The organism is Paenibacillus sp. Mc5Re-14 (assembly GCF_001049835.1).
Lineage (GTDB): Bacteria > Bacillota > Bacilli > Paenibacillales > Paenibacillaceae > Paenibacillus > Paenibacillus polymyxa_C.
Genome location: NZ_CVPD01000001.1, coordinates 1550610 through 1577178 on the forward strand (window position 1 = coordinate 1550610; position 26569 = coordinate 1577178).

Here is a 26569-nt window from a genome sequence, read left to right on the forward strand (position 1 = left end):
TATCGCCAAGTTCAGGTTAATTATTATCGGTCCTTGCTTGTGTCTTCATGCTCTGTAACAGCTCACGAATTTGTCTGTCCATCCAGCTTGTGAGCAAAGGATGCGGCAATATAGGGTCTCCTGAATAACGGTAATCCAGCCCCTGTAAGCGTTTAGGAATCATATGACTTGTAAAATATCCCGAACTCAAAAACAGCGGCGCCACAATAACATCATGACCCCGCTCCTGATTCCAGTACGCCGCCTTGTCATGCACACCCTCAGGATTTAGCAAAGCGTGGTCCGTGATGATCCCACTCACGTTTTGCACCGTACGGGCCAACGAGGAAATCCCTTGCTCCCAGCGCTGAAGAAAGCCGTTGTGCGCGCTGCCGTGTCCTACGAGTAAAATGACCTCTCGCGCAGGATCGACCGACAACGGGCGAACCTTGTCCCACACCATGCGGGCAACATCTTCGCCGTCATCCAATGGACTGCCAAAATGCACACGTGCCTTCAATCGAAACGGTTCCAAATCTGTTTCTTTGTCTGGTGCAGCTTTGACTCCCAGCGCATAGCTAATCTCATCTATATGCGTACTGCCTGACGACACAAACAAAGGAATAACCAGTATATCTGTTACACCCAAGGCTTCCAGACGATCAATTCCATTTTGAATCAATCTTCCTTTAACCGTTTCCAAAAATGAAACCTCTATCGGCATTTTTTCCGGCAATTGAAGCTTTGCAACTGCCTGATCCACCTGTTCCACCCAATATGGCTCTCTAGAGCCATGGCTGATGACTAGTATCCCAGGGCTCCGCATTAGCGACCCAGACGTTCCAGAGTCATTTTATACCCGTCATTCCCATAGTTCAGACAACGCTTAACACGTGAAATGGTGGCTGTACTGGCGCCTGTCTCAGCTTCAATCTGATTATATGTGCTGCCTTTGCCAAGCATACGGGCAACTTCCAGACGTTGGGAGAGGGATTGAATTTCATTAATTGTGCACAGATCATCAAAAAATACATAGCACTCTTCCAAATTTTTAAGAGTTAAAATAGCTTCAAACAATTGATCAATACTTTTATCATTAAGCTTTTTAAGCTGCATAGATTATCATCTCCCAAAGGTTACAATCTCTCCTCATTGTACTCGACAAATAGTCAGTTTTTCAAGCATTAACGGTTTCACGCATTACAGAACAACATTACATGACTACAGAAACATACTGTGCGAATGCCCAAATCCGCTTTTATACCTAATTTCGGGACACGCGCCTAAACCCACTGTGCGTTTGTAACATACAGTAGAGTATCAATCTGCAAAGGAATGTGATCTCATGCCTGGACATTACTATCATCGGAGGGCGCAAACGCGTTCCATTTCCGATCCGTATAGTTCAACTCCTTATCCTGGACTCGATCCATACAGCGAGGTTCCGCAAGTCGATTCCTCCGCCGTGGTGCCCTATGAGGCACCAGCGAGTATAACAGATTCCGCCGTGGTCACGCCAGACCCCGCCCCAGCCAAAGGAGGGCTGCTTGGCGGTCTTGGTAATCTCAACGATATTAAAGGTATTATTGACCGTATGGGCGGTATTGACGGGATTGTTGCTACGGTCGGCAAGGTACAAAAGATCATGTCTAGCGTGCAGCAATTTGCTCCGATGGCAAAACTGATTATGGGCTCGCTCCCAGCATTCAACAAAAACGCAAGCAAAAAAACGACAACACCAATTACTGAGGAACTGGATGAATATACACCACCACGCCGACGCCGGAGAAAGACACAGCGCAAAAGTACCACTACCCCACGCAGACGTCCGCGCAAACGCACAAGAAAGTAGGCTATTTTATTTAAACCAACCTCGACGCATAAACCACACCACCATCGCAACACTCAATAAGAACATAAAGAACAGTACGCCAAAATATCCATATTTCCAGCCCAACTCGGGCATATTCGAAAAATTCATACCATAAATTCCTGCAATCAGCGTCAAGGGCATAAAAACAGTCGTAATTACGGTCAGCGTCTTCATAATTGAATTCATGCGATTGGAATTAAGCGATATGTAACTGTCTCTCAGGTCGGCTGTCATCTCGCGGTCGGCCTCCAGCATGTCCGTCAGCTTCAATAAATGATCATAGATATCAGTAAAATAAGCCATATGATCCCCCTGACCCTGCACATGCTGTGAATTCAAAACTCGGTACATCAGATCACGCATCGGTACGATCGTGCGGCGCAGCTTGAGCAACCTGCCACGCAGGTCAAATACCTGCTTCATTAATTCCTCTACCGATTCGTGTGCACCCAAACCTTCAAGCTCGGCTAATTCATCCTCAATGATGAAAAGGCTCGGAAAATAGTTGTCAACCAGCTTGTCCATCACCGTATAAGCTGCAGCCAGCGGTCCGCGAGACCATATTTTGCGTTCGTTCGCATGCTCGACAATCCGCTCCCAGGCCTGATCCAGCTCCTCTAGTTCATGATGGTGATATGTAACCAAAAAACGGCTGCTAATAAACATATCTACCTCTTCCGCCTCTAATGTATCTACATCAAGCGCATGTACCACCAGAAACTGTACATTCTCGTAATAATCCAACTTGGGACGTTGCAGAACATGCATACAATCCTCTACAGCCAGCGGGTGAAAATGAAAATAACTCGTCAGCAGCTCCGACTCGCGATCTGTAGGCTCGTTAAAGTCAGCCCAGATCCATATGTAATCTTCCATGACAATCTGTTCTAACGGTTGTCCCACCGTCACCTGATGATCATGATCTATAGTCAATGTACGTATCACCGTATGTCCCCCTAGCTTAAATACTGCCGTCTTATATGTCATTTATATTTTATATAAGCCATTCCACATTATACAAATCTCATGCTCTATATTTCCATACACTAAATAAGAAAAGGATATGCCAGGTTCAATCCCCCTAACATATCCTTAAAATAATTGGTCGTTATCACTTAAATCTTTTTCATTTCTTATACAGTTGTGGGATGCCCGGGTTCCACCATTCAAATCGAATGATGCTTACTCGCTATATCCCTCTCGGCGCAGCAAGCAAAGCGCTGCGCCAATTCCTCTGCCTATCTCCACCCATTTAAAAGTGGCGCGGGCTTTTGCGAAGAAAGGAGTAGGTTCAGCAAGTCGTAGCGTAGCGGTCCATTTGAATCTGTAGAAGCGCCAGCGTTCGCCTTTGCCCTTGAATTTTCACCATATAGGTCTTATATAATCGAAAAAATTCATAGGCAACAGCGATCGAAAGATCAAATGGATTGTGGAGCGTCTCACAACGAGCACCCCGACTCACATTCACAACCCTATCCCACTTACAATACCTTCTCCAAGAAACTTATAGTCCGCTCGTTTTTCGGATTACCAAATACCTCTTGCGGTGTTCCTTCTTCCACGATGTAGCCACCGTCCATAAATACGACACGGTCGCTTACTTCTCGCGCAAAGCCCATCTCATGCGTTACGATCATCATCGTCATGCCTTCGCGAGCCAGATCTTTCATTACGCCGAGCACTTCGCCCACCATTTCAGGATCAAGCGCCGAGGTTGGCTCGTCGAACAGCATAATGTCTGGGTTCATTGCCAGAGCACGTGCAATCGCCACACGTTGCTTCTGACCGCCGGAAAGCTGTCCTGGCAACACATCTGCCTTATCGGCCAAACCTACACGATCCAGCAGCTTCATAGCCGTCTCCCGGGCCTGCGCCTTCGTCTGTTTGCCCAGCTCAGTCGGTGCGAACATAATGTTCTTGAGCACCGTCATATGCGGGAACAGATTGAAATGCTGAAACACCATACCTATATTTTCACGGACCTTGTTAATGTCCACGTTTTTGTCACCCAATTTGTAGTCATCAACGATGACCTCACCAGCTGTAATTTCCTCCAGCATATTCATACAACGCAAAAACGTACTTTTCCCTGAACCAGAAGGACCAATGACGCATACAACTTCGCCTTCCCGTACTTGCATGTCAATGCCTTTTAGCACCTGGTTACTGCCATAGCTTTTTTTCAGGTTTTTAACGATAATTTTACCCACGGCGAACTCTCCCTTCAAGACGGTTGGAAATTTTGGTCAGGACTGTAATGACGATAAGATACATCACCGCAACGACCAGCCAAATATCAAAGGATTGGAACGTCCGCGCAATAATGATTTTGCCCGATTGGGTCAATTCAACCAAACCGATAACTGACAAAATTGACGTATCCTTCAACGTAATAACCAACTGATTGATAAACGACGGGATCATGATTTTCACAGCTTGTGGCAAAATGATCTTCAGCATAGCTGTCCGGTATGGCAAACCAAGCGAACGAGCTGCTTCCATTTGTCCCGGATCAATGGACTGAATACCCCCACGGATAATTTCGGTCACATAAGCACCAGCGTTTAGGGATAACGTCAACACCGCCGCGACAAAAAGCGGCATTTTAAAATCGAGTGCCTGTGGGATACCGAAGTAAATAAAGAATGCAAGTACGATCAGTGGAATACCACGGAATACATCAACGAAAACAGTTGCAATACCGCGGAACACCTTGTTATGGCTAACTTTCATAAAGCCGAACACTAGTCCCAGCACAAAGGCTACGAGCAAGGATACCAGGGTGTACAACAGCGTATTTCCCATCCCTTTAATCAACGCAGGCAGCGAAGCGGAAATGAGCTCCCAGCGGCTACGTTCTACAGGGGCCACACCTTTGCCGGATTCGCCAAGATATTTGGACATAATTTTGTCATATTCCCCGCTGTTGCGAAGATTCACAAGCCCTGCATTAAATTTCTCCAGCAGCTCCGCATTTTTGCCTTGGTTGACAGCAAAACCGTAAGAACCGCCTTTTTCCTTATCAGTCACCAGCTTAAGACCATTATTCTGAGTCACACCGTATGCCAGTACCGGATAATCATCAAAGCAGGCAACCGAGTTACCTGTTTTAACTTCATCATACATCTGAGAAGAATCGTCGAACGGAACTGTAGTAAAGCCATATTTCGCCTTAATGGATTCCGCGAACGTGTAGCCTTCTGTTCCTGTTTTGACAGCGACACGCTGTCCTTTCAAGTCCTCATAGCGTTTAATCGTATCATTATCCTTACGGACCGCCATGACAACACCTGAGTCAAAATAGGGTTCAGAAAAATCAAATTTTTGCTTGCGTTCATCGGTAATACTCATCCCGGCAATGACACCATCTACTTGATTCGTTTCAAGGGCCTGCACTGCCGCGTTAAAGCCAAGTGGCTTAATGGTATACTCAAAATTCTGATCCTTAGCAATAGCTGCCAGTAAATCCATGTCGATTCCGACAAATTTCCCATTTACATCTTCAAACTCAAAAGGCGCGAACGTTGTATCCGTGCCGATATCATACTTTGTTTTATTTTCTGCGTGAGCCACCACACCGAAATTACCGGCCAGGGCAACCACAGAAAACAAACAAATCATGAGTGCTATTAGTTTTCTTGGTTTTTGCATAAGATCCTCCAGTCAGTTGAACGGTTCAAAGTTTTCTGTTTATTCTACAGGAGTTATTAAAAATTGACTACTTTGATGTCAGGTATTTTTTAAAAAACATCTCATGGAACTATCTGGATGTGTGAACTCTGAAGATGTATTTTTGCCCCAGAATGCCAATAAGCCCCTGCCGCAAAAAGCGGACGGAAGCTTATTGTGTATCCTATATTGTATGTTCTTTTTCAGGGATTCATGAAGAAAACTAGAAAAGAATTTTGAAAATTAAACCTGACAACAGCGCAGAAATTGGAATCGTTATTACCCAGGTAATTACAATACGACCAGCTAATGACCAGCGAACTGCGCTAAAGCGCTTCGCAGAACCAACCCCCAAAATTGCCGAAGTTATTGCATGTGTGGTACTTACTGGCAAATGGAGCAAGGTGGCTGTGAATATAACGGAAGCCCCCGAAACGTCGGCTGCGAATCCATTAATTGGGTCAATTTTAAAAATTTTGGTTCCCATCGTTTTGATGATCTTCCAACCACCAATAGACGTACCCAGTGCCATAGCGGTTGCAGCTGAAATTTTCACCCACATGGGTACTTCCAAATGGTCTTGATAACCTGCGGAGACGAGTGCGAATGTGATAATCCCCATCGCCTTCTGAGCATCATTCGTACCATGCGTAAACGACTGGATAGCTGCCGTAATGACCTGCATGGTGCGGAAACCTTTGTTCACTGTATGTGGACTGCGATAAGCAAAAATGTATTTCAAAATCATCATCACAATGTAACCGACAACAAAAGCAATCAACGGGGAGAAAATAAGCCCCTCAACAATCCCGATGAAGCCGCTCCAATTTAATTTATCCTGTCCCGCACCTACATACACCGCCCCTGCCAACGCACCAATCAATGCATGAGAGGAGGATGAAGGAATACCAAACCACCAGGTTAGAAGATTCCAGATAATCGCAGCGATCAGCGTCGCAATGACGATATCAATACCGTTGGTTAATTTGGTAGGGTCAGCAACACTTCCACCAATGGTTTTGGCAACCCCAGTGAACATGATGGCCCCAAGAAAGTTCATAACCGCAGCCATAATAATCGCACGTCGCGGCGTCAATGCACGGGTCGAGACCGAAGTCGCAATCGCATTCGCGGTATCATGAAACCCATTGATAAAATCAAATGCCAGAGCAAGAAAAATAACAATACCTAATACCAGTAAACTTGTATCCATGTAACAGGACTCCCTTACGAGTTACGCATAATGATGGATTCCAGCATATTTGCAACATCCTCGCATGAATCCGTTGTATTTTCAAGGCGTTCGTACAATTCTTTACGTTTAATCAGCTCAATAGGATCAGTTACAGTTGCAAACAGGTTTTTGATGCAAATACGCAATAATTCATCCCCCTGATTTTCCAAATCATTTAGGCGAATGGTGTATTCACGAATAGCCAACAATTTTTTCTGTGAAAGCAAATGTACAGCCTTCTGAATTTCGTAAGCTGATTGACGCAAAATATCAGCGAACTGCACAATATACTCGTCCGGCTCTGTAATGTTGTACATATAAAAACGAGAGGCTGTCGCTTCAAGACCATCCAGCACATCATCCATGGTCGTTGTCAGTTCCATGATGTCGTCGCGTTCCAGCGGCGTAATGAAGGTCTTGTTCAACTCAGTAATAATCGTGTGTGTGTAATCATCACACTTATTTTCATACTTCTTCATCTCATTGGTAAACAAAGTCACATCTTGAAAATTTGAAGTATGTTGGGCAAAATAATCGGCTGCTTGCACGATCGTATCTGCCATATTTTCCAACGTCTCGAAGAATATATCCTTTTTCTTCAATCTCATAACGATTACCCCTTTACGAAAATATCCGCAACCTGTTTCGACTGCAATAGACAACCTTTGCTATCTTATCACACTCATCAATGTTTTTGTAATGTTTGTAAAAGCAAATTTCTAGATATACGTATACAATGCCCGACATATAGAGTCATTATCCGACAATTTTTTCCTAAATAGGTGTATTACGTTTTCTAATTCGCTTCAAACGTTACATGTTCCGTTAGTGAAGTATCTGCAGGTACTACATGTATATAGGATGTACCTGGTGTTAACGGGATTTCAACCCCATTTTTCATAAACCGAATCGCATCGCCAGATGTATGCTGCCATTCAGCACGTATTAACTGTCCTTGTTGAAACACCATGGCCTCTCCGCTACCGTCCAGTTCAACACTTAGTCTGCCTACATCATCTAGCGTTCGATGCCTCGTGCTCATCACAATAACATTAGCCGCTGAGAGCTGTTGCTTATTATTTTGATCTAGATGTGACTTTTCGTTCACAAAACGCTTATATCGTTGATCGGCTTGATCATAGGTATAAGATACGCGATAGCTTTTTAGCAAAAACCGGATGTGCACAGATGCGGCACTCTCGTCCACCATAACTGGAGTTTCGCCGGTTTTAAGATAAGGATACACTGGAACTTCCGTCTGCTTGGTATATCCTTTGCTTTCGCTTCCTTTACGTAGCCTGCTCACATCTGTGTATAAATTATGTGGTGGACGACGGTCTTTGCTTCGCCAAAAATAAGCCCCTCCATTTGAAATCTCATCCAGATGCTCCTTCCGCTGCTGCTGTAAAATCGCATAGGCATCTGTACTTCCCCCTGCATGTATCGGCAACGCACCATAGGTTTCGCCCAGTTCAATCAAATACGGCCGAATACTGCGGACCGGACCGATCTTCACATCTCCACCATGACTTTGGAAAAAAGCTACCAAACGGGTAATTCCGCCTTCTGCAAGAACCTCATATACCATGTCTGCCTGGCTAAGCCCTGCCTGTGGACGCGCAGCCGGGGCATTGTTAATCATGACAGCCAGTGGCCGCTCCAAAACAGGCTGCTCCACCGGAAGCCCGGTAAGCGGAGCTGTAAATACCGGAACAGATGGCTCCTTAGGCGGTTCAAGCACCTTCTTCTCTGTTTCTTGCTGGGTCGGTTGGGGAACGGATTCAGATTCACCCGTATTGGACAAAGCAGAACAAGATATCATTGTCATGCATAACAGAGCTGAGGCCATCACACGCAACCAATGATTTCGTTGAAACATGGGCCCGGACAAGTTCATCCCTCCACATCGTTATTTTTCTCATTATAAGCTTTATTTCCTGTTTTTGTCTTGATTGAGGCATTACCTCTCTATAGAATACTTATCTAAAGACATTAAAATTTAAAAAATATTTAGAGTTTGTGATTTTTATCACAAATAACTGTAACTGAACCTAATACAATAAAGGTGTAGCAAAGATGATCATCCCAAACAAAATGAAATACAACCCATCATTATAGATTAAGAAAGAGGAGTGATTTGAATGTTTAACAACTGGTTACGTGAGAACAAAGTAGCAATGTGGCTGCTGACTGTAGTACGGGTTTATCTAGGTTATGAATGGATGACCCACGGACTTGAGAAGCTGACTGGCGGATTCGATGCAGGTGGATTTATTTCGGGGGCCATTGCTAAAACAGGCGGAGATCACCCCGCTGTACAAGGCTGGTGGGGATCGTTCCTTGAAGCCTTTGCCATGCCGAATGTCGGTTTGTTCAACGTCCTGATCCCATTGGGTGAGTTCTTGGTCGGGGTTGGCCTGCTGCTTGGTACATTGACTACACTGGCTACTTTGATGGCTATGGTTATGAACTTCTCGTTCCTGTTCTCGGGTACAGTAAGCACCAATGCAATCTACCTGCTGGTTGAAATCTTCCTTATCGTTGCTGGTGCAAATGCCGGAAGAATCGGCTTTGACCGTTGGGTACTGCCCTTCCTGCGTGGACTGTTTGGTAAAAATAAAGATACTTATCAAACGGACCCCAATCGAAAAATAGCTTAACTATCCAAAAAACAACCGTTATCCTCTGGAAAATGGTTGTTTTTTTGTTCAGCCATGCTGCTTCTCTTTAATGTGTGGCTATGCTGCACCCTCCTCTATTTAAGTGAACAAAGGAGTCCTCAAGTCCATCCTGACTTGGAGACTCCTTTTTCGGGTTCATCTTTCCCCCGAACGTTTACAAGTTGGATACAACATGGAATGTTCACGATACATTTACCCTGTACACTACAGTTACATCAAAGAACCTAATGGAGGGTTATACCATGAAAAAAATCACCAAAGCCTATCTCATGCTCGCAGCAGTAACTTTCACAGTACAGACGATCGGATTGGGATCTACGACATCAGCCAAAGCAGCGACATCTACTACAATATCTCAAGCAGAAGTTGTACAACATATTTTCCAAAACCTTCGAGCAGCTACTTCGCCAACCAGGCAAGCTACCTCAGGCATTCATTTATTTGCAAAAACATATTCAATCCATTCCTGCCTCTCAAGCTACCATCCTAGTGCTACATTTAGAAAATGCACAGAAACAGCAATTGGATTCATATGCACAGACCTTATATCCGACCTCTGTTCAAACTAAGATTAATCAAGTCTATAAACCCGGTGATTCGTTCACTAATGTAATCAGTCGGACAAACGATGCAAAACTGAAAAAATTACTCACTCAATCCAGAGATGCCGGCTACAAACTTGAAACCGCAGAAGGCATGTTTTACCCAGTCATCAACTATGAAAAATATAAAGTATTCGGAAATGACATTACCGCAGATATCCGCAGCTATATTGACATCATGGCAACGGAATCTGGACAGCCGGCTACCAAGGATGCGGCATTACACATCGGTTATCAACAGTTAGCCGGAAGGGTGCTGGCGCAAGAGTCATTTATAACCCAATATCCACATTCCAATCGTACACAGGCAGTGAAATCATTACATGATCTCTATTTCTTCTATACTTTTTATGGTACGAACAATACACCACTATTCGATGATGACACCGGGAAGATTCGCCCCAATGCCAAAAAAGGGTATCAGCTCGTCATTCAACGCAACAGGGATTCGAAGAGTACCTACATTCAAAAGCTGAAGGCATTTATGACACTATTGGATCAAAATGAAGATAAGCGAACTCCGAAAGTATCCGCCTGGCTAAAAAAGAACGTGCCTGCTAATTAATCACAGAAGAACACACCAAAAGAACTTCCAACCCCACACACCATGTGGTTTCGGAAGTTCTTTTTCTTACATTTACAGATCATTTTCTTGACCAAAAGCCCAACAATTGAGGCTCAATGAGCCAAGGACATACGACTGAAAAAGCTTACGCGCGGAGCGATCATGATCGGCAGCCCCCATCACGTAAAACAAAGGCGAAAAGTGCTCTATTCCATACGAAGGAACCGCCTGCTTGGCATATGGAGCCTTCTTGTCATATTGGAACAGATGACGCAAATTCCAGTCTTGAAGCTGCTGTGCAATCCAGTCATCATATTGAACGGCCCAATCGGCTGGCTCACTCGTCTGCTTGAGTGTCCGCAAGTTGTGGACCAAGCCTCCACTACCAAGGATCAAAATCCCTTGTTCACGCAGTGGCGCCAGCATCCGTCCAATCTCATATTGCTCCTGAGGATCGCGCCGTGAATCAATGGATAAGGGTACGACCGGTATGTCCGCATCAGGATATATATGCCGCAAAACCACCCATGCTCCATGATCCAGTCCCCGGTTCCGAACCGGCTGGTGGAACAGGTTATGCTGACTGAACAGATGCCCTATCTCCTCATACAGCTTTGGATCGCCTGGTGCAGGGTAATCAAGTGAGTACATTTCTTCGGGAAAGCCGTAGAAATCGTGCAACGCTGCATGCTGATCATCCGCGCCGATACATTGATCGGGGCTATCCCAATGCGCGGAAAAAATGATGATTCCTTTGGGTCGGGGCAGGCTCGCGCCCAGCTTTGCAAGAAAGCTGGTATATGCGTTATTTTCTACAGCCAGTGTCGGTGAACCATGCGCAACAAAAATTGAGGGTAATGTCATCGCTGCCAACCTCCACACGCCAGTATAGTGTTACTCTTTCATTTTACTCCGGCGGAGGCGCAATTTCCAATACAATCCGTTACACCCTGAAATCAGATCATCCAGTGCTGCCAATCCCGTTGAATATTTTCCTGTTCATCCAGCCATTCCAGTGTGCGGTCAATCAGCTGTTGCCGCTCTTTACCTGACGAGAAAGTGTGATCTCCCTGGAAAATAATCTCCTTATCACAGCGTCCCTCTGGACGCATCCAGAATACCTTTTGAAACAGAAATGCATAATCCACAGGAATGATATCATCCGAGGTGCCATGAATAACGAGCACATCACCGTTAAATTTAACGGCCTCTTGGAACGGTTGGAATTGAGCTAATGACTCAAAATAAGCTGGTGTGAACTTATAGCCCAAGTAGTCTGCATGACCGGTTTTAACAGACTCGTCGTACACGCTTCGCTCCGTAATTTTGACAATGTCGTTGAACGGATAGCCGACAGCTGACCAAAGGACCAGGTTTTGTACTCTCTTGTCCCGAACGGCTGTGAGCAGGGCAACAGCGCCCCCCAAACTGTGACCGATCAGCGTCACCTTGGTCGGGTCAATGTCCGCGCAATTCACGGCGTAATCCAACACTGTGCGTGTCTGATTGATCATGGATTCGAGCCCCTGCTTGCCGTATTCACCCGTACTTTCCCCACAACCGGCAAAGTCAAAGCGCAGTACAAAATATCCACCTTCGGCCAATTCACGCGCAGTCTTGACGAACAATCGATCGACTCCGATACGATTGCCCACAAAACCGTGACAAATGACAACGAGCGGAACTCGTCTCTGACGTCCTCCCTCATTCGTACGGTTTGGATAATGAATTGTTGCGGCCAGCTCCTCATGTTCAAAACGAATTCCAATTTGCCGTTCCATCCTGATTCCCCCTGTTTCAAGCTTCACTAAAGCATTTTATCATTCAAACTCATATAGTAACGTGGAATATCCATCCAGAATATTCATTCACTTTAATTCCGATAAGTTTAATAAGTTTTATAGTAAAGTCAGTCTATCATCGCCCTGCTTCCTTGTCAACCTGTCAGTTCATACCGGGATGGAAGTAAACAAATGGCGCTCCCCGATGTGATGCCGGAGAACGCCATACTACTCGCTTATTAGAGTGCATTCGCTACATTAGAGTAGACGACTTGCTACTCGTAGCTGTGCCTGAACATTTGGTGGGTTTCGACTCGTCCCTCCCACTCCAGTTTACAAGAGGCGCCGTTATTTTGATCCTCATGCCACAGGCTGCGGTAGCTCTGTTCACCCAGTTCACCTGCAAATTCTGTGTCCTCAGCCAATTCAGTATCGTCCAATATACGGTACGTTGGAGATGTCCCTTGAACGCTTCGGTGACTCACGTTTGCAAGCAAGGCTTCCCCGCTATTCCCGTTCGGAGCACCTGTCAGTCGTTTTTGGACCGAATAATCTGCCTGGTTCTCCAGTTCCATGATGCCACATCCTCTCAACGTTTTATATTCAGGTTGCTCCATGTGCTCACCCTTTATCCAGTTTGAGGAGAATGCAGCGGTAATATACATAATGGATAAAGCCTTTTGCCATCCGGCGTTTCCTCACGTATACTGTCTTTGTTACAAAATGGCGATTCCAGCAGCTTGGGATACGATCATAAAGCAGGAGGAAGCAATGAATAAAGCAAAAAATTATACACTTATTGCCTGGGTTGCCTTGTCCATGTTTTTCTTGACACAGGCGATTATTGGTTGGTTTATCACATTTACAGGCGGGGATATCAAACCTTTTGAAAAAATTAGCCTTTCCACCCTCATCATCATCGCCGCAGGTGCCATTCTGCTGGTTGAAGCACTGATGAATTTCATGGATCGTCCGGAAGAAGGCGAGGAGACTCAACAGCCAGACCATGCTCCCGCGAAGCCCCAAATGAATTTCAAATCCATCTTGATGTATGTAGTACTGGTTGTTGTCATTCTTGTCGCCGGACTTGCGCTACGCAGTGTGCTGCCGGTATTCAAAATCTCACCTTGGATGAATTTAGTGCTTGCGGCTATTGGCTTTATTGGACTCAAACCGATTTTTCTGCGTAAAAAACGTTCATAACCTCGCAATTCTCACAGTGCTGGAGCCGCCTCATTACGGAATCGTAGCAGCTCCTTTTTTATTTGCAATCAGCCATCTGACTCGAAGCTTGGGAATCGTCAGAAAAGCCGTATCCCCACCTGCAAGAAGATGCATGGGGAATACGGCTTGATGTACTTTCGCATTTATTTGGAAAATAGTTGTTCTGCATTATCCAATGCAATTTTGTGCCCCATCGCGGAATAGTCCAGCCAAGGCTGTCCGTTCAACATGTAGACATGACCTTGCTTCACAGCTTTGAGTCCTTGCCATACTGTATTTCCCTCCAGCTGCTTATATACCTTTTGGGCATCCGCACCTTTACTGATAATTACCAGGATGGCATCAGCATCGTAATCTGGCAAAACCTCTTGAGACACAACCTGGTAGGCCTTATTAATCTTTTCCACACCTTTAGCTGGCTTCAAGCCCAAATCCTGATACAATAGCGGTCCTACTGGACGCTTCATCCCCATGACACGAACTTCTTTCGCTGTGACACGTACAGCCATGACAGTCCCGTCTCCGATTTTGGAATGAATGAGCTTTTTGACCCGTTCCCTCTGTGTATCATAATCTTTCAGAAAAGTGTCTGCCTGTGCTTCATGTTTAACCATAGCAGCTATTTTTTTCAATTGATCTTTCCATGTACCTTCATCCAAATCAAAAACCTCGGTCGGTGCAATTTTTTCAAACTTGGCCACATCGGTTCCCGAATATTTTTTGTCGAGGAAAATATGATCAGGTTGAAGCTCCAGTACCGCTTCCATATCGGGGTCTGTGACAACCCCCAGCTTACGAGTATTTTGAAGACGATCTTTTACATGGGGCAAAAAATCCTTCACATCTCCACCAATAACCGAACCCGCTGGAGTAATGCCCAATGCTAGCAGATTGTTCGTCAAATGAATAGACATGGAAGCAATACGCGAATCCGCACTCATGGTGGTTTGGGCACTATCGGCTGCTTTCGTACTACTAGCTTGTTTGTCTGCTGTTTGCCCACAAGCAGACAGCATGATCATGCATGCAACAAGAAACAGGGCTATCCACGAACGTTTAAACCCTGAACCCTCAAATCTATTTTTTCTCATGAATATTCTCTCCTATACTATAGAAGCTCTATTTTTAATGTTCGATCCTCAACGCTTCTATTTCGTTGTTGTTTAGCATGCTGCATCATGTGCAGCTTTGGGTTTCATATGTAACCTAATCCTATTGTCATTTGGTTCGGGACAACAAGAATAAAAAATACGGAGCTCCTACCACAGCAACCACTACACCTGCTGGAATCGCATTCGGCTGAAATACCGAACGACCAATCGTATCTGCCGTGACCAGAATGACGACTCCAACCAAAGCGGCTACTGGCAACAAATGCTGATACATCGGTCCAACCAAACGGCGAGCCAGATGAGGCGCAATCAGCCCAATAAAACCGATACCTCCGGCCATGGATACGCTGGCGCTCGATAGAGCCACTGCTGCGCCCAGCAGTATCAAGCGCTGGCGTTTTACACTTGTACCGATTCCAGCTGCGGTCTCATCACCCAGCGACAGATTATTTAGGCTACGTGTCTGCGATAGAACGTAGGGCAATACAATGACAATCCATGGCAGTAAAGCCACTGCATGTATCCAGTCCCGTCCCCATACGCTGCCAGCCAACCAACGTGCGGTAAATGCGTACGTATCCTCATCCAACCGCAACGACCAATACAGCGTTATGGCGCTGAGCCCTGAGGCTACACCGATACCGGACAGGATTAGCCGCACAGGCACGATTCCTCTGCTGCCACTATAGGACAGCATAACTATCAGCACCGCTGCGACGACACCTCCTGCAAAGGTAAACAAGGGGATGAACAAGGCTGCTGATCCTTCCAGATCGCGAAAAAAGCTGACATACATCACCAGTCCTAAAGCAGCCCCCGCATGAAGGCCCAGCACTCCCGGATCTGCGAGTGCGTTTCGCGATAAGCCCTGCATGACCGCCCCGGCTGCACCCAGTCCCGCTCCAGCCAGTACCGTTACAACCATCCGCGGCAGCCGGTATTCAAACAGGACCATATGGTCACGTCCGCTGCCTCCGCCAAAAAGTGTATCCAGCACGCGTAGCGGTGGAATACGAATCGTTCCGGTATTCAAACCCAGAACAAGGACAGCAAAACTGATTCCAGCCAATACGAAGCAAACGAGCCAAGCCTTGGTCGTTCTTGTATCCCCTGCCCCTAGAGAGCGTCTCACTATAATTCCCTCCTTTCCTTACGGGCGAGAAAGAGGAAAAAAGGTACTCCGATAAAAGACACCATAATTCCAATAGCTAGCTCCTCTGGCGGATTCGCCATTCTCGCTCCCAAATCAGCCAGCACTAGCAGCACGGCTCCCAATAATGCAGACAATGGTACGATCTGGCGATAATCCACACCGATCAGCTTGCGAGCAATATGTGGCACGACCAAACCTACAAAGCCGATGGCCCCGGCAGCCGATACAGAAAGTCCAGCTAGGACCACCACAGTCAGTAGCCCCAGCAGCCGGATACGCCGGAGATTTAATCCCAGATTCAGCGCTACCTCATCGCCCATTGAAATCAATGAAATGGAGCGTGCGAGCCCCATAGACCAAGCGATCACAATAAGCAAAATCGGTGCAAGAATCTCGAGCTGCGACCATTTGATTCCGGCAACACCACCCGCATACCAGTAGGCTAGATCCTGACTTAGATCAAAATAAATCGCAATTCCCGAAGTCATGGAACCTAACAAGGCTGCTGTCACAGCTCCAGACACCGTTAGTCTCATGGGTGTCAATCCTCCCGGCGCGGAAGCTCCTAGTCCGAATACCAGTAAGGTACTCATCAGTGCCCCCAGGAACGACAAAACAATTAACGTCCCATAAGGTAGATCAGGGAAAAAAGCAAAGCTCACTGCAACTACAAACATCGCTCCTGCGTTAATGCCCAGCACACCTGTATCCCCTAGCGGGTTGCGCGTGATTCCTTGAATCAGAGAGCCTGCAACCGCCAGCGCAGCCCCAATGACAGCTGCACCGAGCACACGCGGCAATCGCAGTTCATGAATGATCTGATGGGTCGTCAGCGAACGATCATAGTGAAACACTGCTGACCACACCGTGCTTATGGTCAGATCCTTGGCTCCTAAGGAAATGGCAGCGAACATGGCCAAAGCCAATAATACAGCCGAAGCTGTGAACAACAACGCCTGCCGAATCCTGCCCGCTCGGAGCACCGGACGGGCTATAAAGGCTACTTCAGGAGCGTTCCTCTCTGTCGAAGCTGTATGTTTGTCCATGCTGTCTTTAGACTGCATTCGGTGAGGTCACTCCCTCCATACCTGAAAGCCATTACGACTTTCATTACAATAAACGCCAATGATAATGATTATCAACTTGATTCATAATAGCATGTTTCTATGACATTGCAAGCCAAAAACTGTTCCCCCGTGGGAGGAACAGTTTTTAGATATATCTATGTGAGATCACTTTTACGATAATTTCAAGTAACCCTCTATTTAGTACGTAGGCCAACCTGCCGAATCCCATTTCAAATCACTAATCAGAAGCTTTGGATTTCCGCCATCAGTGGCATCATAGGCATGACGCGCAATCACACTGTTGTTATAGACAGATTGTCCGCCTGGTCCCTTCCAGCGGTCATTCCCCGCATCCAATATCGTTCCACCGCCGTCCATCAGACTTTTTCCGCTCTTGTCCACATACGGCCCAGTGATACTGGTCGAGCGACCATAAATGATTTTGTAATTACTGTCTACGCCTTTGCAGCAGTTATCAATGGAAGCAAACAGATAATAATAGCCATTGCGGTATGTAACATGCGGTGCTTCCAAACCACCAGCCGTACGTCTAGCAATAGAATAAATCTGGCCTGTAGGCTTCATCGTATTCTTATCCAGTCGAGTCACTTTCAAGCCTGAATTCCATGAACCGAAGGAAAGCCATGGGTTACCGGAAGCATCAATAACCAGATTCGGGTCAATAGCATTATAATCGTCAGAATCCGTCGTACGCAGCACTAGTCCATCATCTCTCCAGCTTCCCGCGCCAATGCTCGTTGCTGAAGTTAAGCCAATGGCCGAAGTGCGCGATCCAAACGTAGAAATGGAATAGTAAACCCAGACACGTCCATTGTACTTTTGAGCATCCGGTGCCCATACATCATTAGTCTTTTGCTTAGGTACATACGATTTCCACCAAGATGGTGGCGACAAGAAGATTTGCGGCAATCTGTAAAAATTGCGTCCGTCATCCGATCTTTGAACCTGTATCCCCTGCCCTGTGGAGAAAATATACCATGCATTTCCTTCCTTGGTGATGGATGGATCATGTACTGCCACATCGCCTGTTAACGCCCAATGCTCGGCCGATGTGGACGGCACCACGGACAGCAACAAAGCAGCCGAAGTTACGGCAGCAAATGCTGTTCGGGCGAATTTACCCTGTACTGATTTTTTCCATGCTTTCAACATTCTTTCGCACCTCCAAATTAATATTCTATAATGAAAATCAGGTGATACGCTTATTACATTAGTGTTTATACTTATGAAGTTACCCATATATTAACCTATCAACTTCAGTTTTGTAAACGCTTTATTTCAAATAAAAAGAAATTTATAAACTACGCATAACATTGCATATACAAAAAAAAGAGCCCGTAGGCCCTTGTCAGATAAGCATATTAAACAAATTCTCATTTTTGTTCAATTCCGTATAGTTAAGCCCTTTGCGATTCATTCGTTCAATTAAAGGAAGATAGTCTTCCTTGTGTAACAATTCAATACCGACCAGCGCCGGGCCATTTTCTTTATCATTCTTTTTCGTATACTCAAACCTAGTAATGTCATCGTCCGGTCCAAGCACTTCCTGAAGAAACTCACGCAGTGCCCCTGCTCTTTGCGGGAAATTCACCATGAAATAATGTTTTAGCCCTTCGTATATTAGGGAGCGTTCCTTAATCTCCTGCATACGATCAATATCGTTATTGCCACCACTGACGATACAGACTACTGTTTTGCCTTGAATCTGCTCACGATACAGATCAAGTGCTGCTACAGGCAGCGAGCCCGCAGGCTCCACAACAATCGCATTTTCATTATACAGCGCCAGAATCGCTGTGCATGCCTTGCCTTCCGGTACCTTCACAATATCATCCAAGGTATATTTACAAATGTCATACGTTAACTGACCCACTCGCTTCACCGCAGCCCCGTCAACAAACTTGTCTATTTGCTCCAGTGTAACGACCTTGTTCAAACGCATCGCTTCCGTCATTGATGCTGCGCCCAGGGGCTCTACGCCGATTACTTTGGTGGTCGGACTCACAGTTTTAACATATGTGCTTACGCCTGCCGCCAAACCGCCGCCGCCAATCGTCACGAACATATAGTCCGCAGGTGTATCCAGACTCTCCATCACTTCCATCGCAATCGTACCATTACCCGCGATAATTTTCGGCTGATCGAACGGATGGATGAAGGTCATTCCCTGCTCGCTACACACCTTCATAGCCTCGTCATAAGCATCGTCAAATGTATCTCCGGTCAAAATAACCTCTACACTGTCTCCGCCAAAGCGACGTACCTGCTTCACCTTCTGATTAGGCGTTGTGCTCGGCATAAATATTTTACCGTGGATGCCGAGCGCGTTACATGAAAAAGCCACGCCTTGTGCATGATTACCCGCACTCGCACACACGATCCCTTTTTCCATCTGCTCAGGAGTCAAGCTGCGGATCATGTTGTAAGCTCCACGGATTTTAAAGGACCGCACAACTTGGAGATCCTCTCGCTTCAGATACACATTACAGTTATATTTGGCCGATAGGACGGCATCCCTCTGTAAAGGTGTACGAACAATCACCTCACGCAGCATATGATGCGCCCGTACAATATCCTCCATGCCAACGGTTGACGCCGTGGCCGGTTCAGTTTTCTGGGTTTCTGTTGGTTCCATAGGTTCTCCACGCTCCGCCTGAATATTTCTGTGTATTTGAAATCTTTCAAACATCATACCACGTTTACCTATAGCTTGTGCAGTTGATAGCCATGAAAATGAGAATGAAAATCATTGAATCCATAAAAAAAGCAGGTCGAGACAATGCCCGACCCGCCTTTCCTGACTCTATACATTTCAGTATTCAATCGACTCATTCAGCACCGTAATGATTACCCTTTTACCCCGCCTGCAGTCATCCCTTCAATAAAGTAACGCTGGAAGAACAGAAACACAACGAGAATCGGCAGAATAGCCAGGACTGATCCGGCAATCAACACATCATAATTGTTGCCATATGGCGTCAGCAGACTGGACAGACCGATTGGCAGTGTCAGCATGTCGTTAGTACGCAATACGATCATCGGCCACAGGAAGTTATTCCAACTGTTCATAGCCTGTAAAATAGCCATTGCCGCAAAGGCAGGTGCCATCAGAGGCATCATAATCCGCACAAAAATACCATACTCTGAACAACCGTCAACTCGTGCAGCATCCATAAAATCCTTGGGTACTCCGCTCAAATATTGACGGAAGAAAAAGATCGGAATCGGTGCAACGACAAACGGCAAAATTACACCCCATACCGTATTGATCAGCTTCATACCGATCATTAGTTTGTAAAGTGGCAGCATGATAATTTCTACCGGGATCATCATCACGACCAGCACCAATGTAAAAATCACATTTTTCAGTCTAAAACGATACATCTCCAGGCCATACCCGACCATTGCGGACAATATCAGACATAACACCGTAAACAAGACGGTAATGACAAGACTATTCCAGTACCATTGAAAATAATCCGTCGTCCCCTGAAAGATGAACGCATAGTTTTTCAAGGACATGATGGCCCACTCCAGCTTGAGATTCAAACCGTAGCGCAGCAGCTCCGTTGATGGCTTGAATGAGGCAAGCGTCACGGCAAATAGCGGAAACAGGGCGAACCCGGCAAATAGAATGAACAAGACAACGAGAAATGCGGATAACGGGCCATTTTGTTTCTGAGCCATCGCTTAATCCTCCTTCCGAAACATGCCAAAAAATTTGAGCTGGATCAGGTTCAGTACTAATGTGAATACGAGCAATACAATGCCGACTGCCGCTCCAAAGCCCATACTATTCTGTTCCAGACCTTGGCGATAGAGATAGCCAACAATCGTTAACCCAATATCATTCGGGGAGTTATTTCCGTTCCACAACATATAGCTCTCGGTGAACATGGATAACCCGGCATAAATACTAATCGTAAATACGTAGATCGTCACGGGTTTCAGCATAGGAATCGTAATCCGCCAAAATGAATCGAAACGACTGGCTCCATCAATCTGTGCAGCTTCATACAACTCGGGAGGAATGTTCTGGAGTCCCGACATGTAGTACAGCATATTTACGCCTAGCCATCTCCATAAGGCCAGCACGATCAACGCTAAAAAGCCGGTGTTCGCGTTCATTAGCCATTTGTAAGGCTCAAGACCGAATAACCCCAACAGAGAGTTCATCAACGAGCCGTCCAATTCCCCAAACATGAGTCGGAAGATTGTTCCTGCTACCACCACTGAGGTTAGTGCGGGTATAAACATCACGGAGCGAAACAGCCCTCTGCCCGGCATTTTAGGCGAATTCAGCAATACCGCCAGTACCAGTGGCAGAGGAATCAGCACGACCAGTGTAAGCAGCGTGTACAGGACGCTGTTTAATATCGCTTTTCCAAATGTAGGATTCATTAAATCCTTATAATTTTCCAGGCCAACGTAAGTTGTTATCCCCGGCAGAACTTCCTGAAAGCTCATAATGACCGTCGAGATGACCGGATACGCAAAAAACAGTGCAAAGGACAGTAAAAATGGAAGGACAAATACATACGGTGCCGTACGACTGGAATGAATAAATCGGCTCCATTGACTTCTGGTCGGACGCTGAGTTTTTGGCGGCTGACCTGTCGGTACATTAGCGTTCGTATGAACGGGCGTTGCCATGAATCTCACTCCCTTTCCTGTTGGGGTCTATCTCAGTTCATCTGCTAGCTCATGCAGCACCGTGGCTGGATCTTCGCCACTCTGTAGTGTCCGATAAAGTATTTTATTGCGTACAGCACTAGCGATGTCAGGCGTTTTCGGTCCGATATGCACCGCATTGATCTCATCTTTGACTTCGATCAGCGTGTCAAAAATATTCGTTCCGAAATACTCCGTAAATTTATTTTTGGCTTTGGCTTCCGGCATGGTCCACACTTCACTGCGGATGGGATCAAACCCTAGCTGCTTCCAAATCTCCACATTCCCTTGCTTGGACAGCTTGGCAAAGGCTAGAAAACGCATCGCCAAATCCTGGTGCTTTGACTGGTTCGTGACTACCGTTCCGGTCCCGCCCATACCTGCTGAGCGATAGCCGCCTTTTTCCCACGCCGGCATCGGTCTAATGATGATTTTTCCTTTCAAGTCAGGCATGTAATCCGTAAAACGTCCCATATACCACATCGGCATCCACACCGAAGCGGCCCCGCCTTTGTTCATAAACCCGTAGTATTCCTCCATATGATGCCCACCGCCCGGTGCGGGAATAGCGATCTTGTCTTTTATCATCTGTTGGATAAACTCAAGTGTTTTAATATTGGTTTCGTTATCCAGCGTCAACTCGCCCTTATCATCCAAAAAATCTGAATTTTGCTGTGAGATCATCGGCCAGTAGCTCCACAGGTCATTGGTCTCCAAGGTTGCCATCGGCTTGCCCGCTTTTGCCAGCACTTGCTTGCCAGCAGTAGCATAGTCTGCCCAGGTAACGATGGAATCCGGGTCTACCCCCGCCTGATCCATAATCTCTTTATTGTAATACATCACTTCGGCTCCAACGTGGAAGTCAATGCCGTAATACTTACCGTCTTTGCCGTAAATCTGTACTCTGGAAGGCACAATGTTATTGATCTCAGGGTCAATCACCGGATTGAGCGGGACCAGTTGCGGTATTCCTTTGAGGAAATTACCAATCTTGTTCACCTCAATATCCGCGATATCCGGCGCTCCCACCCCTGATTGCAACGCAATCGAGAGCTTGCTGTGGTGGTTGTCATAAGGAAATGTATTCGCTTTCAAATTAATCAATTCATCAGGGTGCTGTTGGTTCCATTGGTCAGCCATTTGCAGAAAAAACTTCTCATGCAGTTCATTGAAAGTCCACAATACAAGTTCTGTTCCCGGCCCATCCTTTTCATCGCTCTTGAAAGAACAACCTTGCAGCAGTCCAGCCATCAAAACCACCGCCATAAGCATCAAAGCCATGCTTTTTCTTCGCAGCAGCATATCCTTCCCCCTTCGCATGATGAAATCCTAATTCGTAAATGATTGCGCTTTCTTTTATTATTTAACATCAATACAAATTAGTTTACAACAACATTATTCAAAAAAATTCGTTTTTGTGTAAAACAGATCTCATTGCATTATAGGGGGAAAATGAATTGGATGGGAATATGATGATTTCTGCATAAAAAAAACGACCCAACTTCAATTGAAACTCGGAGTTGGGTCGCGCTATGTTAACTACTCTTGCGAATGTGCTGCTTCGTCTTTCACTTCTTCTCGAAATGATCTAATACTTTGTTTACGACGATTATTTTTTTCTTCGATCTGCTTACGCTCCTCATTGCTGATTTCAGAGGAAAATTCGTTTAGGTATCCTTCAGCCTCATGAAGATTCTGCAATGTATTCTGAATATTTTGTTGCAAATGCTCCACATTATCTGCTCGATTATCCGGTTTTGCCATCGGTTTAACGCCTCCTAATCATAGAATCGCTCACTAGAGCGCTAAACCGTAGCTTGATCGTTATCGAGTTATTTTATACATTAAAATGCTTTCCAAACCATAGGCCTGCTGCTTCGGCTTCAGTGCGAGTCAATTGATGACCATTGCGTTCCAAGTAGGCTTCCACCTGCGCTCCGGCCCCCTCCAGCAGGGCTTGCAGCTCCTGAGATTCCGCCGCTGGAACAATCGGGTCATTTTCACCAGAAGACAGAAATACAGGGACACCGTTCAAGTCCGGCAGTTGCAGCCCTCGCAATGGCACCATGGCATGATGGAGAATGGCCCCACGTAGCGCTTTTGCATCATGAAAGAGCATACTGGCCGCTATGTTGGCTCCATTGGAATAGCCCAGAGCCACCACGTTGTTACGGTCAAAATCATATTGCTCTGCAGCTGAATCTACAAATTCGCTTAGTTCTTTGGTACGAAATACGAGATCCTCAATATCGAATACCCCCTCAGCCAAACGGCGAAAGAAGCGCGGCATCCCATTTTCCAATACATTACCTCTCACGCCCAGCACAGACGCTCCCGGTGCTACCATATCAGCCAAAGGTAGCAAATCTTGTTCATTCCCGCCGGTACCATGCAACAGCAAAATAACCGGGGTTTGCGGATCATTTCCTTTACGAAAGACGTGTTTCATATCTATTCCCTCCTCTAATTAACTTTAAATTAAGAATCTTATTTTTTGTATAAATTGATTATAGCCCATTTCACTGCTTTATACAAACATAATTGACCTCGTTCATTTTTTCTAAAATGATGTCTTGTTCCATTGACATGTAGTATAGCTGTATTTTACTATGGTGTTAGATATTTAGAATATTATCTAAATATCTAAAGGAGGAAATGTATTTTGAACGATGCCTTCAAAGCTTTGGCTGATCCGACCCGGCGTACAATCTTGCAGCTTTTAAAGGAAAAAAGCATGAGCGCAGGCGAAGTAGCTGAACATTTTCAAATTAGCAAACCCAGCATCTCCCACCATCTCAATATCCTGAAGCAGGCTGGGCTGGTGCTGGATGAACGACAGGGGCAAAACATTATCTACACCCTGCATACAACGGTTGTGGCGGATGTGATCGGTTGGATGTTCAGTATCGCCCACTCCGATACCCCTGCGAAAAAAAATAGGAATCATATTAAGGATGGGGAGGAATCTGAATGAAATTTCGAACACCTTGGAGCTTGACGGATGTTTTGACAACTTTGATTGCCTTATCACCCGCCATAGGCGCTATACTGCTGTACGACCGACTGCCCAATGTTCTAGCCTCGCATATTAACTTTAACAATACAGCAGACGGGTATACGAGCAAAAGTGGTTCTATTATCATGCTCGTGTTGTTGGGCCTAGTCCCGCTGGTCATTCGATTGGCACGCCACATGGACCCCAACAGAGCTAATTATGAGAAATTTTCAAAAGCCTATGAAGTTACGCGTGCAGGTATTTCTGTAGTTCTCGCTGTAGCTGGATGGGGAATGCTGCTGTATAACCTGAATATACGACTGCAAATGAATGCTATAATTTTAGGGTTAATAGGCCTGATGCTGATGGTGATGGGGAATTATATGACTCAGGTACAGCCGAACTATACGTTCGGTATCCGCACGCCGTGGACTCTGTCTAATCCCGAGGTATGGCGTAAAACGCACCGTTTCGGGGGGCCTATGATGATGCTTGGCGGTGCTTCAGCGTTGGTGGCGGCATGGGTAGGTGGAATGGCGGGAGTAGTCATTTTCCTAACCGTACTGATCATATCCGTTATCTCTCCTGTACTCTATTCTTACTTGTTGTATCGTAAGCTAAACAAGTAAATAGACAAAGCCACACCTGAACCTAAAAAAGGAACCTCCCAAACCGCGATAAAAGCAGAATGGGAGGTTCTTTATACATCTACATATTCAATTAAAACAACAGTTTATCGGGATGGGTGCCTACACGCTCATCCAGATGAAGACCATTGATTCGGTCAATATCCTCAGTCGTCAGTTCAAAATCGAACAATTCGGCATTTTCGCGGATACGATGCGTGGTAACCGATTTGGGAATCGTCACAATCCCCCGATCCAGATGCCAACGCAAAATAACCTGAGAAGTCGTTTTGCCGTATTTAGCAGCAATCTCAACAATGTCTGCTTGCTCCGTCAGTTTCCCCTTCATCAGAGGACTCCACGATTCAAGCTGGATCTGATGCTCCCGGCAGTATTGATGCAGCTCTTGCTGTGTCAGACGCGGGTGAAGCTCTACCTGATTAATAACAGGCACAATATTGCTGTCTTTCAGGAGGTCTTCGAGATGGTGAATTTGGAAGTTGCTTACTCCAATTGCGCGTACACTTCCTTCTTCATACAGCCGCTCGAACGCCTTCCAAGTTTCCTTGTACTTGTCCTTGCCAGGCCAATGAATGAGATACAGATCAATAATGTCCAGGCCCAGCCGTTTGCGGCTTTCCTCGAAGGCACGCAGTGTTGAATCGTAGCCCTGATCTTGATTCCATAGCTTAGTGGTCACAAACAGATTTTCTCTGGCTGCTCCACTGTCACGAATGGCTTGTCCGACCAGTTCCTCATTGCCGTAGATCGCCGCCGTATCAATGTGACGGTAACCGACTTCAATGGCTGTTTTGACTGCTTCGTAGACCTCATTACCTTCCGCCTTGTACGTACCAAAACCAAGCCAAGGCATCTGAACTCCGTTATTTAGTAAAGCTGTATCCGCAATGTTCCCCATGTCTATCTCCTCCTATTCTTAGTTATATATTATCCAACAGGATAATTACAGTTTAGTCGCATCCTGAAAAGCATTCACTTCAAGTGGAGCAGCCAACAATTCTTTAGCAGCAGCAACAAATGCCTGGAAATGGGCAGACTTGTTATGGAAATCTACAGCAGCAGCATCCTTCCACTCTTCCACCATCGTAAATGCGTTGGGATCATTCAGATCCTGCATTAACGTATAGCGGACATTGCCCTCTTCAGCTTGTGATGCGCTGATCAACCCTTGGGTTTGTTGCAGAAATGTTTCTCTTTTTTCTGGTAAAACTTTCATATCGGCATGAATAATAATCATAATATTTTCCTCCTCGCATTATGTAACTATTTCTATTATAGACCATTCTTTCGATAGA

The 26569-nt window shown here is 45.8% G+C and carries 29 protein-coding genes; 6 read left to right on the forward strand and 23 right to left on the reverse strand.

Translation table 11 applies throughout. The features are described 5' to 3' along the window. Positions 1-16: 16 nt before the first annotated feature. Both BN1546_RS07010 and BN1546_RS07015 read right to left on the reverse strand, forming a co-directional pair. A complete protein-coding gene (locus tag BN1546_RS07010) occupies positions 17-805 on the reverse strand; it encodes a sirohydrochlorin chelatase (RefSeq protein WP_090736825.1) in 789 nt (262 codons plus the stop codon). Then, positions 805-1095: a YerC/YecD family TrpR-related protein gene (locus tag BN1546_RS07015; protein WP_007428885.1), complete on the reverse strand. Its 291-nt coding sequence runs from the start codon at positions 1093-1095 to the stop codon at positions 805-807. The genes BN1546_RS07010 and BN1546_RS07015 overlap by 1 nt, the downstream gene beginning before the upstream one ends. Positions 1096-1324: 229 nt before the next feature. Between BN1546_RS07015 and BN1546_RS07020 the strand changes: the two genes are divergently transcribed. Then, complete coding sequence (locus tag BN1546_RS07020) at positions 1325-1831, forward strand: tyrosine protein kinase (RefSeq protein WP_090736827.1); 507 nt, start codon at positions 1325-1327, stop codon at positions 1829-1831. A gap of 6 nt (positions 1832-1837) precedes the next feature. Here the strand turns inward: BN1546_RS07020 and corA are convergent, their stop codons facing one another. The 6 genes from corA to BN1546_RS07050 form a co-directional block, all read right to left on the reverse strand. Beyond that, on the reverse strand, positions 1838-2797 hold the full coding sequence (gene corA, locus BN1546_RS07025) for a magnesium/cobalt transporter CorA (protein ID WP_090736830.1): 960 nt from the start codon (positions 2795-2797) through the stop codon (positions 1838-1840). Positions 2798-3333: 536 nt separating this feature from the next. Beyond that, positions 3334-4062: an amino acid ABC transporter ATP-binding protein gene (locus BN1546_RS07030; protein ID WP_058710740.1), complete on the reverse strand. Its 729-nt coding sequence runs from the start codon at positions 4060-4062 to the stop codon at positions 3334-3336. Then, complete coding sequence (locus tag BN1546_RS07035) at positions 4055-5503, reverse strand: amino acid ABC transporter substrate-binding protein/permease (RefSeq protein ID WP_064962574.1); 1449 nt, start codon at positions 5501-5503, stop codon at positions 4055-4057. The genes BN1546_RS07030 and BN1546_RS07035 overlap by 8 nt, the downstream gene beginning before the upstream one ends. A gap of 241 nt (positions 5504-5744) precedes the next feature. Continuing rightward, the gene (locus tag BN1546_RS07040) at positions 5745-6734 is read right to left on the reverse strand and encodes an inorganic phosphate transporter (protein ID WP_040102097.1); all 990 of its coding nucleotides are present in this window, start codon (positions 6732-6734) and stop codon (positions 5745-5747) included. Positions 6735-6748: 14 nt separating this feature from the next. Beyond that, positions 6749-7363, reverse strand: coding sequence for a DUF47 domain-containing protein (locus tag BN1546_RS07045; RefSeq protein ID WP_040102098.1), 615 nt, complete (start codon positions 7361-7363; stop codon positions 6749-6751). Between the two features lie 188 nt (positions 7364-7551). Then, on the reverse strand, positions 7552-8646 hold the full coding sequence (locus tag BN1546_RS07050; protein ID WP_090736831.1) for a DUF3048 domain-containing protein: 1095 nt from the start codon (positions 8644-8646) through the stop codon (positions 7552-7554). A 250-nt stretch (positions 8647-8896) separates the two neighbouring features. Here BN1546_RS07050 and BN1546_RS07055 point away from each other — a divergent pair, with 250 nt between their 5' ends. Both BN1546_RS07055 and BN1546_RS07060 read left to right on the forward strand, forming a co-directional pair. Further along, entirely contained in the window at positions 8897-9415 is a 519-nt protein-coding gene (locus tag BN1546_RS07055; protein WP_090736834.1) for a DoxX family membrane protein, read from the forward strand. Between the two features lie 387 nt (positions 9416-9802). Then, on the forward strand, positions 9803-10603 hold the full coding sequence (locus BN1546_RS07060; protein WP_255305274.1) for a hypothetical protein: 801 nt from the start codon (positions 9803-9805) through the stop codon (positions 10601-10603). A gap of 72 nt (positions 10604-10675) precedes the next feature. On the opposite strand, the gene BN1546_RS07065 is transcribed toward BN1546_RS07060, so the two are convergent. The 3 genes from BN1546_RS07065 to BN1546_RS07075 all read right to left on the reverse strand — a co-directional run bounded on the left by BN1546_RS07065 (position 10676) and on the right by BN1546_RS07075 (position 12959). Beyond that, positions 10676-11467, reverse strand: a complete 792-nt coding sequence (locus tag BN1546_RS07065) for a dioxygenase family protein (RefSeq protein ID WP_013369511.1) — start codon at positions 11465-11467, stop codon at positions 10676-10678. Between the two features lie 92 nt (positions 11468-11559). Beyond that, positions 11560-12384: an alpha/beta hydrolase gene (locus BN1546_RS07070; RefSeq protein ID WP_040102100.1), complete on the reverse strand. Its 825-nt coding sequence runs from the start codon at positions 12382-12384 to the stop codon at positions 11560-11562. Positions 12385-12659: 275 nt separating this feature from the next. After that, a complete protein-coding gene (locus BN1546_RS07075) occupies positions 12660-12959 on the reverse strand; it encodes a hypothetical protein (RefSeq protein ID WP_013369509.1) in 300 nt (99 codons plus the stop codon). 196 nt (positions 12960-13155) lie between these two features. On the opposite strand from BN1546_RS07075, the gene BN1546_RS07080 reads away from it, so the two are divergent. Then, entirely contained in the window at positions 13156-13587 is a 432-nt protein-coding gene (locus BN1546_RS07080; RefSeq protein WP_025677306.1) for a hypothetical protein, read from the forward strand. 164 nt (positions 13588-13751) lie between these two features. Here BN1546_RS07080 and BN1546_RS07085 read toward each other — a convergent pair whose 3' ends face one another. The 10 genes from BN1546_RS07085 to BN1546_RS07130 form a co-directional block, all read right to left on the reverse strand. Further along, complete coding sequence (locus BN1546_RS07085) at positions 13752-14699, reverse strand: ABC transporter substrate-binding protein (protein ID WP_013369506.1); 948 nt, start codon at positions 14697-14699, stop codon at positions 13752-13754. Between the two features lie 127 nt (positions 14700-14826). Further along, positions 14827-15852 carry a FecCD family ABC transporter permease gene (locus BN1546_RS07090; RefSeq protein ID WP_058710745.1) on the reverse strand — a complete coding sequence of 342 codons (1026 nt, stop codon included), beginning with the start codon at positions 15850-15852 and terminating at the stop codon, positions 14827-14829. Then, the gene (locus BN1546_RS07095) at positions 15852-16937 is read right to left on the reverse strand and encodes a FecCD family ABC transporter permease (RefSeq protein WP_090736837.1); all 1086 of its coding nucleotides are present in this window, start codon (positions 16935-16937) and stop codon (positions 15852-15854) included. Before BN1546_RS07095 ends, BN1546_RS07090 begins: the two co-directional genes overlap by 1 nt. 201 nt (positions 16938-17138) lie before the next feature. Beyond that, complete coding sequence (locus tag BN1546_RS07100) at positions 17139-18113, reverse strand: glycoside hydrolase family 43 protein (protein ID WP_013369503.1); 975 nt, start codon at positions 18111-18113, stop codon at positions 17139-17141. Positions 18114-18309: 196 nt separating this feature from the next. Then, a complete protein-coding gene (gene ilvA / locus BN1546_RS07105) occupies positions 18310-19596 on the reverse strand; it encodes a threonine ammonia-lyase IlvA (protein WP_090739138.1) in 1287 nt (428 codons plus the stop codon). A 212-nt stretch (positions 19597-19808) separates the two neighbouring features. Continuing rightward, positions 19809-20648: a carbohydrate ABC transporter permease gene (locus BN1546_RS07110; RefSeq protein ID WP_090736839.1), complete on the reverse strand. Its 840-nt coding sequence runs from the start codon at positions 20646-20648 to the stop codon at positions 19809-19811. A 3-nt stretch (positions 20649-20651) separates the two neighbouring features. Next, on the reverse strand, positions 20652-21614 hold the full coding sequence (locus BN1546_RS07115) for a carbohydrate ABC transporter permease (RefSeq protein ID WP_013369499.1): 963 nt from the start codon (positions 21612-21614) through the stop codon (positions 20652-20654). Positions 21615-21641: 27 nt separating this feature from the next. Continuing rightward, the gene (locus tag BN1546_RS07120; protein WP_090736842.1) at positions 21642-22934 is read right to left on the reverse strand and encodes an ABC transporter substrate-binding protein; all 1293 of its coding nucleotides are present in this window, start codon (positions 22932-22934) and stop codon (positions 21642-21644) included. 237 nt (positions 22935-23171) lie between these two features. Next, positions 23172-23396: a small acid-soluble spore protein Tlp gene (gene tlp / locus BN1546_RS07125; protein ID WP_013369497.1), complete on the reverse strand. Its 225-nt coding sequence runs from the start codon at positions 23394-23396 to the stop codon at positions 23172-23174. Positions 23397-23469: 73 nt separating this feature from the next. After that, the gene (locus tag BN1546_RS07130) at positions 23470-24081 is read right to left on the reverse strand and encodes an alpha/beta hydrolase (RefSeq protein WP_090736845.1); all 612 of its coding nucleotides are present in this window, start codon (positions 24079-24081) and stop codon (positions 23470-23472) included. A 213-nt stretch (positions 24082-24294) separates the two neighbouring features. On the opposite strand from BN1546_RS07130, the gene BN1546_RS07135 reads away from it, so the two are divergent. After that, positions 24295-24606 (forward strand): autorepressor SdpR family transcription factor, encoded by a 312-nt coding sequence (locus tag BN1546_RS07135; RefSeq protein ID WP_025676831.1) that lies wholly within the window; start codon positions 24295-24297, stop codon positions 24604-24606. After that, positions 24603-25256: an SdpI family protein gene (locus tag BN1546_RS07140; protein ID WP_090736848.1), complete on the forward strand. Its 654-nt coding sequence runs from the start codon at positions 24603-24605 to the stop codon at positions 25254-25256. The genes BN1546_RS07135 and BN1546_RS07140 overlap by 4 nt, the downstream gene beginning before the upstream one ends. A 91-nt stretch (positions 25257-25347) precedes the next feature. Here the strand turns inward: BN1546_RS07140 and BN1546_RS07145 are convergent, their stop codons facing one another. Then, entirely contained in the window at positions 25348-26172 is an 825-nt protein-coding gene (locus BN1546_RS07145) for an aldo/keto reductase (RefSeq protein WP_040102106.1), read from the reverse strand. A gap of 45 nt (positions 26173-26217) precedes the next feature. Continuing rightward, positions 26218-26511 (reverse strand): putative quinol monooxygenase, encoded by a 294-nt coding sequence (locus BN1546_RS07150; RefSeq protein ID WP_017426184.1) that lies wholly within the window; start codon positions 26509-26511, stop codon positions 26218-26220. Positions 26512-26569: the final 58 nt, after the last annotated feature.

Excerpts from the sequence above, each read along its gene's own strand:
- BN1546_RS07150 (WP_017426184.1), bottom strand. The coding sequence starts at position 26,511 with ATGATTATTATTCATGCCGATATGAAAGTTTTACCAGAAAAAAGAGAA.
- ilvA (WP_090739138.1), bottom strand. The coding sequence starts at position 19,596 with ATGGAACCAACAGAAACCCAGAAAACTGAACCGGCCACGGCGTCAACC.
- BN1546_RS07080 (WP_025677306.1), top strand. The coding sequence starts at position 13,156 with ATGAATAAAGCAAAAAATTATACACTTATTGCCTGGGTTGCCTTGTCC.
- BN1546_RS07055 (WP_090736834.1), top strand. The coding sequence starts at position 8,897 with ATGTTTAACAACTGGTTACGTGAGAACAAAGTAGCAATGTGGCTGCTG.
- BN1546_RS07110 (WP_090736839.1), bottom strand. The coding sequence starts at position 20,648 with ATGGCTCAGAAACAAAATGGCCCGTTATCCGCATTTCTCGTTGTCTTG.
- BN1546_RS07075 (WP_013369509.1), bottom strand. The coding sequence starts at position 12,959 with ATGGAACTGGAGAACCAGGCAGATTATTCGGTCCAAAAACGACTGACA.
- BN1546_RS07085 (WP_013369506.1), bottom strand. The coding sequence starts at position 14,699 with ATGAGAAAAAATAGATTTGAGGGTTCAGGGTTTAAACGTTCGTGGATA.
- BN1546_RS07120 (WP_090736842.1), bottom strand. The coding sequence starts at position 22,934 with ATGCTGCTGCGAAGAAAAAGCATGGCTTTGATGCTTATGGCGGTGGTT.
- BN1546_RS07070 (WP_040102100.1), bottom strand. The coding sequence starts at position 12,384 with ATGGAACGGCAAATTGGAATTCGTTTTGAACATGAGGAGCTGGCCGCA.
- BN1546_RS07015 (WP_007428885.1), bottom strand. The coding sequence starts at position 1,095 with ATGCAGCTTAAAAAGCTTAATGATAAAAGTATTGATCAATTGTTTGAA.
- BN1546_RS07100 (WP_013369503.1), bottom strand. The coding sequence starts at position 18,113 with ATGTTGAAAGCATGGAAAAAATCAGTACAGGGTAAATTCGCCCGAACA.
- BN1546_RS07040 (WP_040102097.1), bottom strand. The coding sequence starts at position 6,734 with ATGGATACAAGTTTACTGGTATTAGGTATTGTTATTTTTCTTGCTCTG.
- BN1546_RS07130 (WP_090736845.1), bottom strand. The coding sequence starts at position 24,081 with ATGAAACACGTCTTTCGTAAAGGAAATGATCCGCAAACCCCGGTTATT.
- BN1546_RS07010 (WP_090736825.1), bottom strand. The coding sequence starts at position 805 with ATGCGGAGCCCTGGGATACTAGTCATCAGCCATGGCTCTAGAGAGCCA.
- BN1546_RS07065 (WP_013369511.1), bottom strand. The coding sequence starts at position 11,467 with ATGACATTACCCTCAATTTTTGTTGCGCATGGTTCACCGACACTGGCT.
- BN1546_RS07115 (WP_013369499.1), bottom strand. The coding sequence starts at position 21,614 with ATGGCAACGCCCGTTCATACGAACGCTAATGTACCGACAGGTCAGCCG.
- BN1546_RS07145 (WP_040102106.1), bottom strand. The coding sequence starts at position 26,172 with ATGGGGAACATTGCGGATACAGCTTTACTAAATAACGGAGTTCAGATG.
- BN1546_RS07140 (WP_090736848.1), top strand. The coding sequence starts at position 24,603 with ATGAAATTTCGAACACCTTGGAGCTTGACGGATGTTTTGACAACTTTG.
- tlp (WP_013369497.1), bottom strand. The coding sequence starts at position 23,396 with ATGGCAAAACCGGATAATCGAGCAGATAATGTGGAGCATTTGCAACAA.
- BN1546_RS07095 (WP_090736837.1), bottom strand. The coding sequence starts at position 16,937 with ATGCAGTCTAAAGACAGCATGGACAAACATACAGCTTCGACAGAGAGG.
- BN1546_RS07045 (WP_040102098.1), bottom strand. The coding sequence starts at position 7,363 with ATGAGATTGAAGAAAAAGGATATATTCTTCGAGACGTTGGAAAATATG.
- BN1546_RS07035 (WP_064962574.1), bottom strand. The coding sequence starts at position 5,503 with ATGCAAAAACCAAGAAAACTAATAGCACTCATGATTTGTTTGTTTTCT.
- BN1546_RS07020 (WP_090736827.1), top strand. The coding sequence starts at position 1,325 with ATGCCTGGACATTACTATCATCGGAGGGCGCAAACGCGTTCCATTTCC.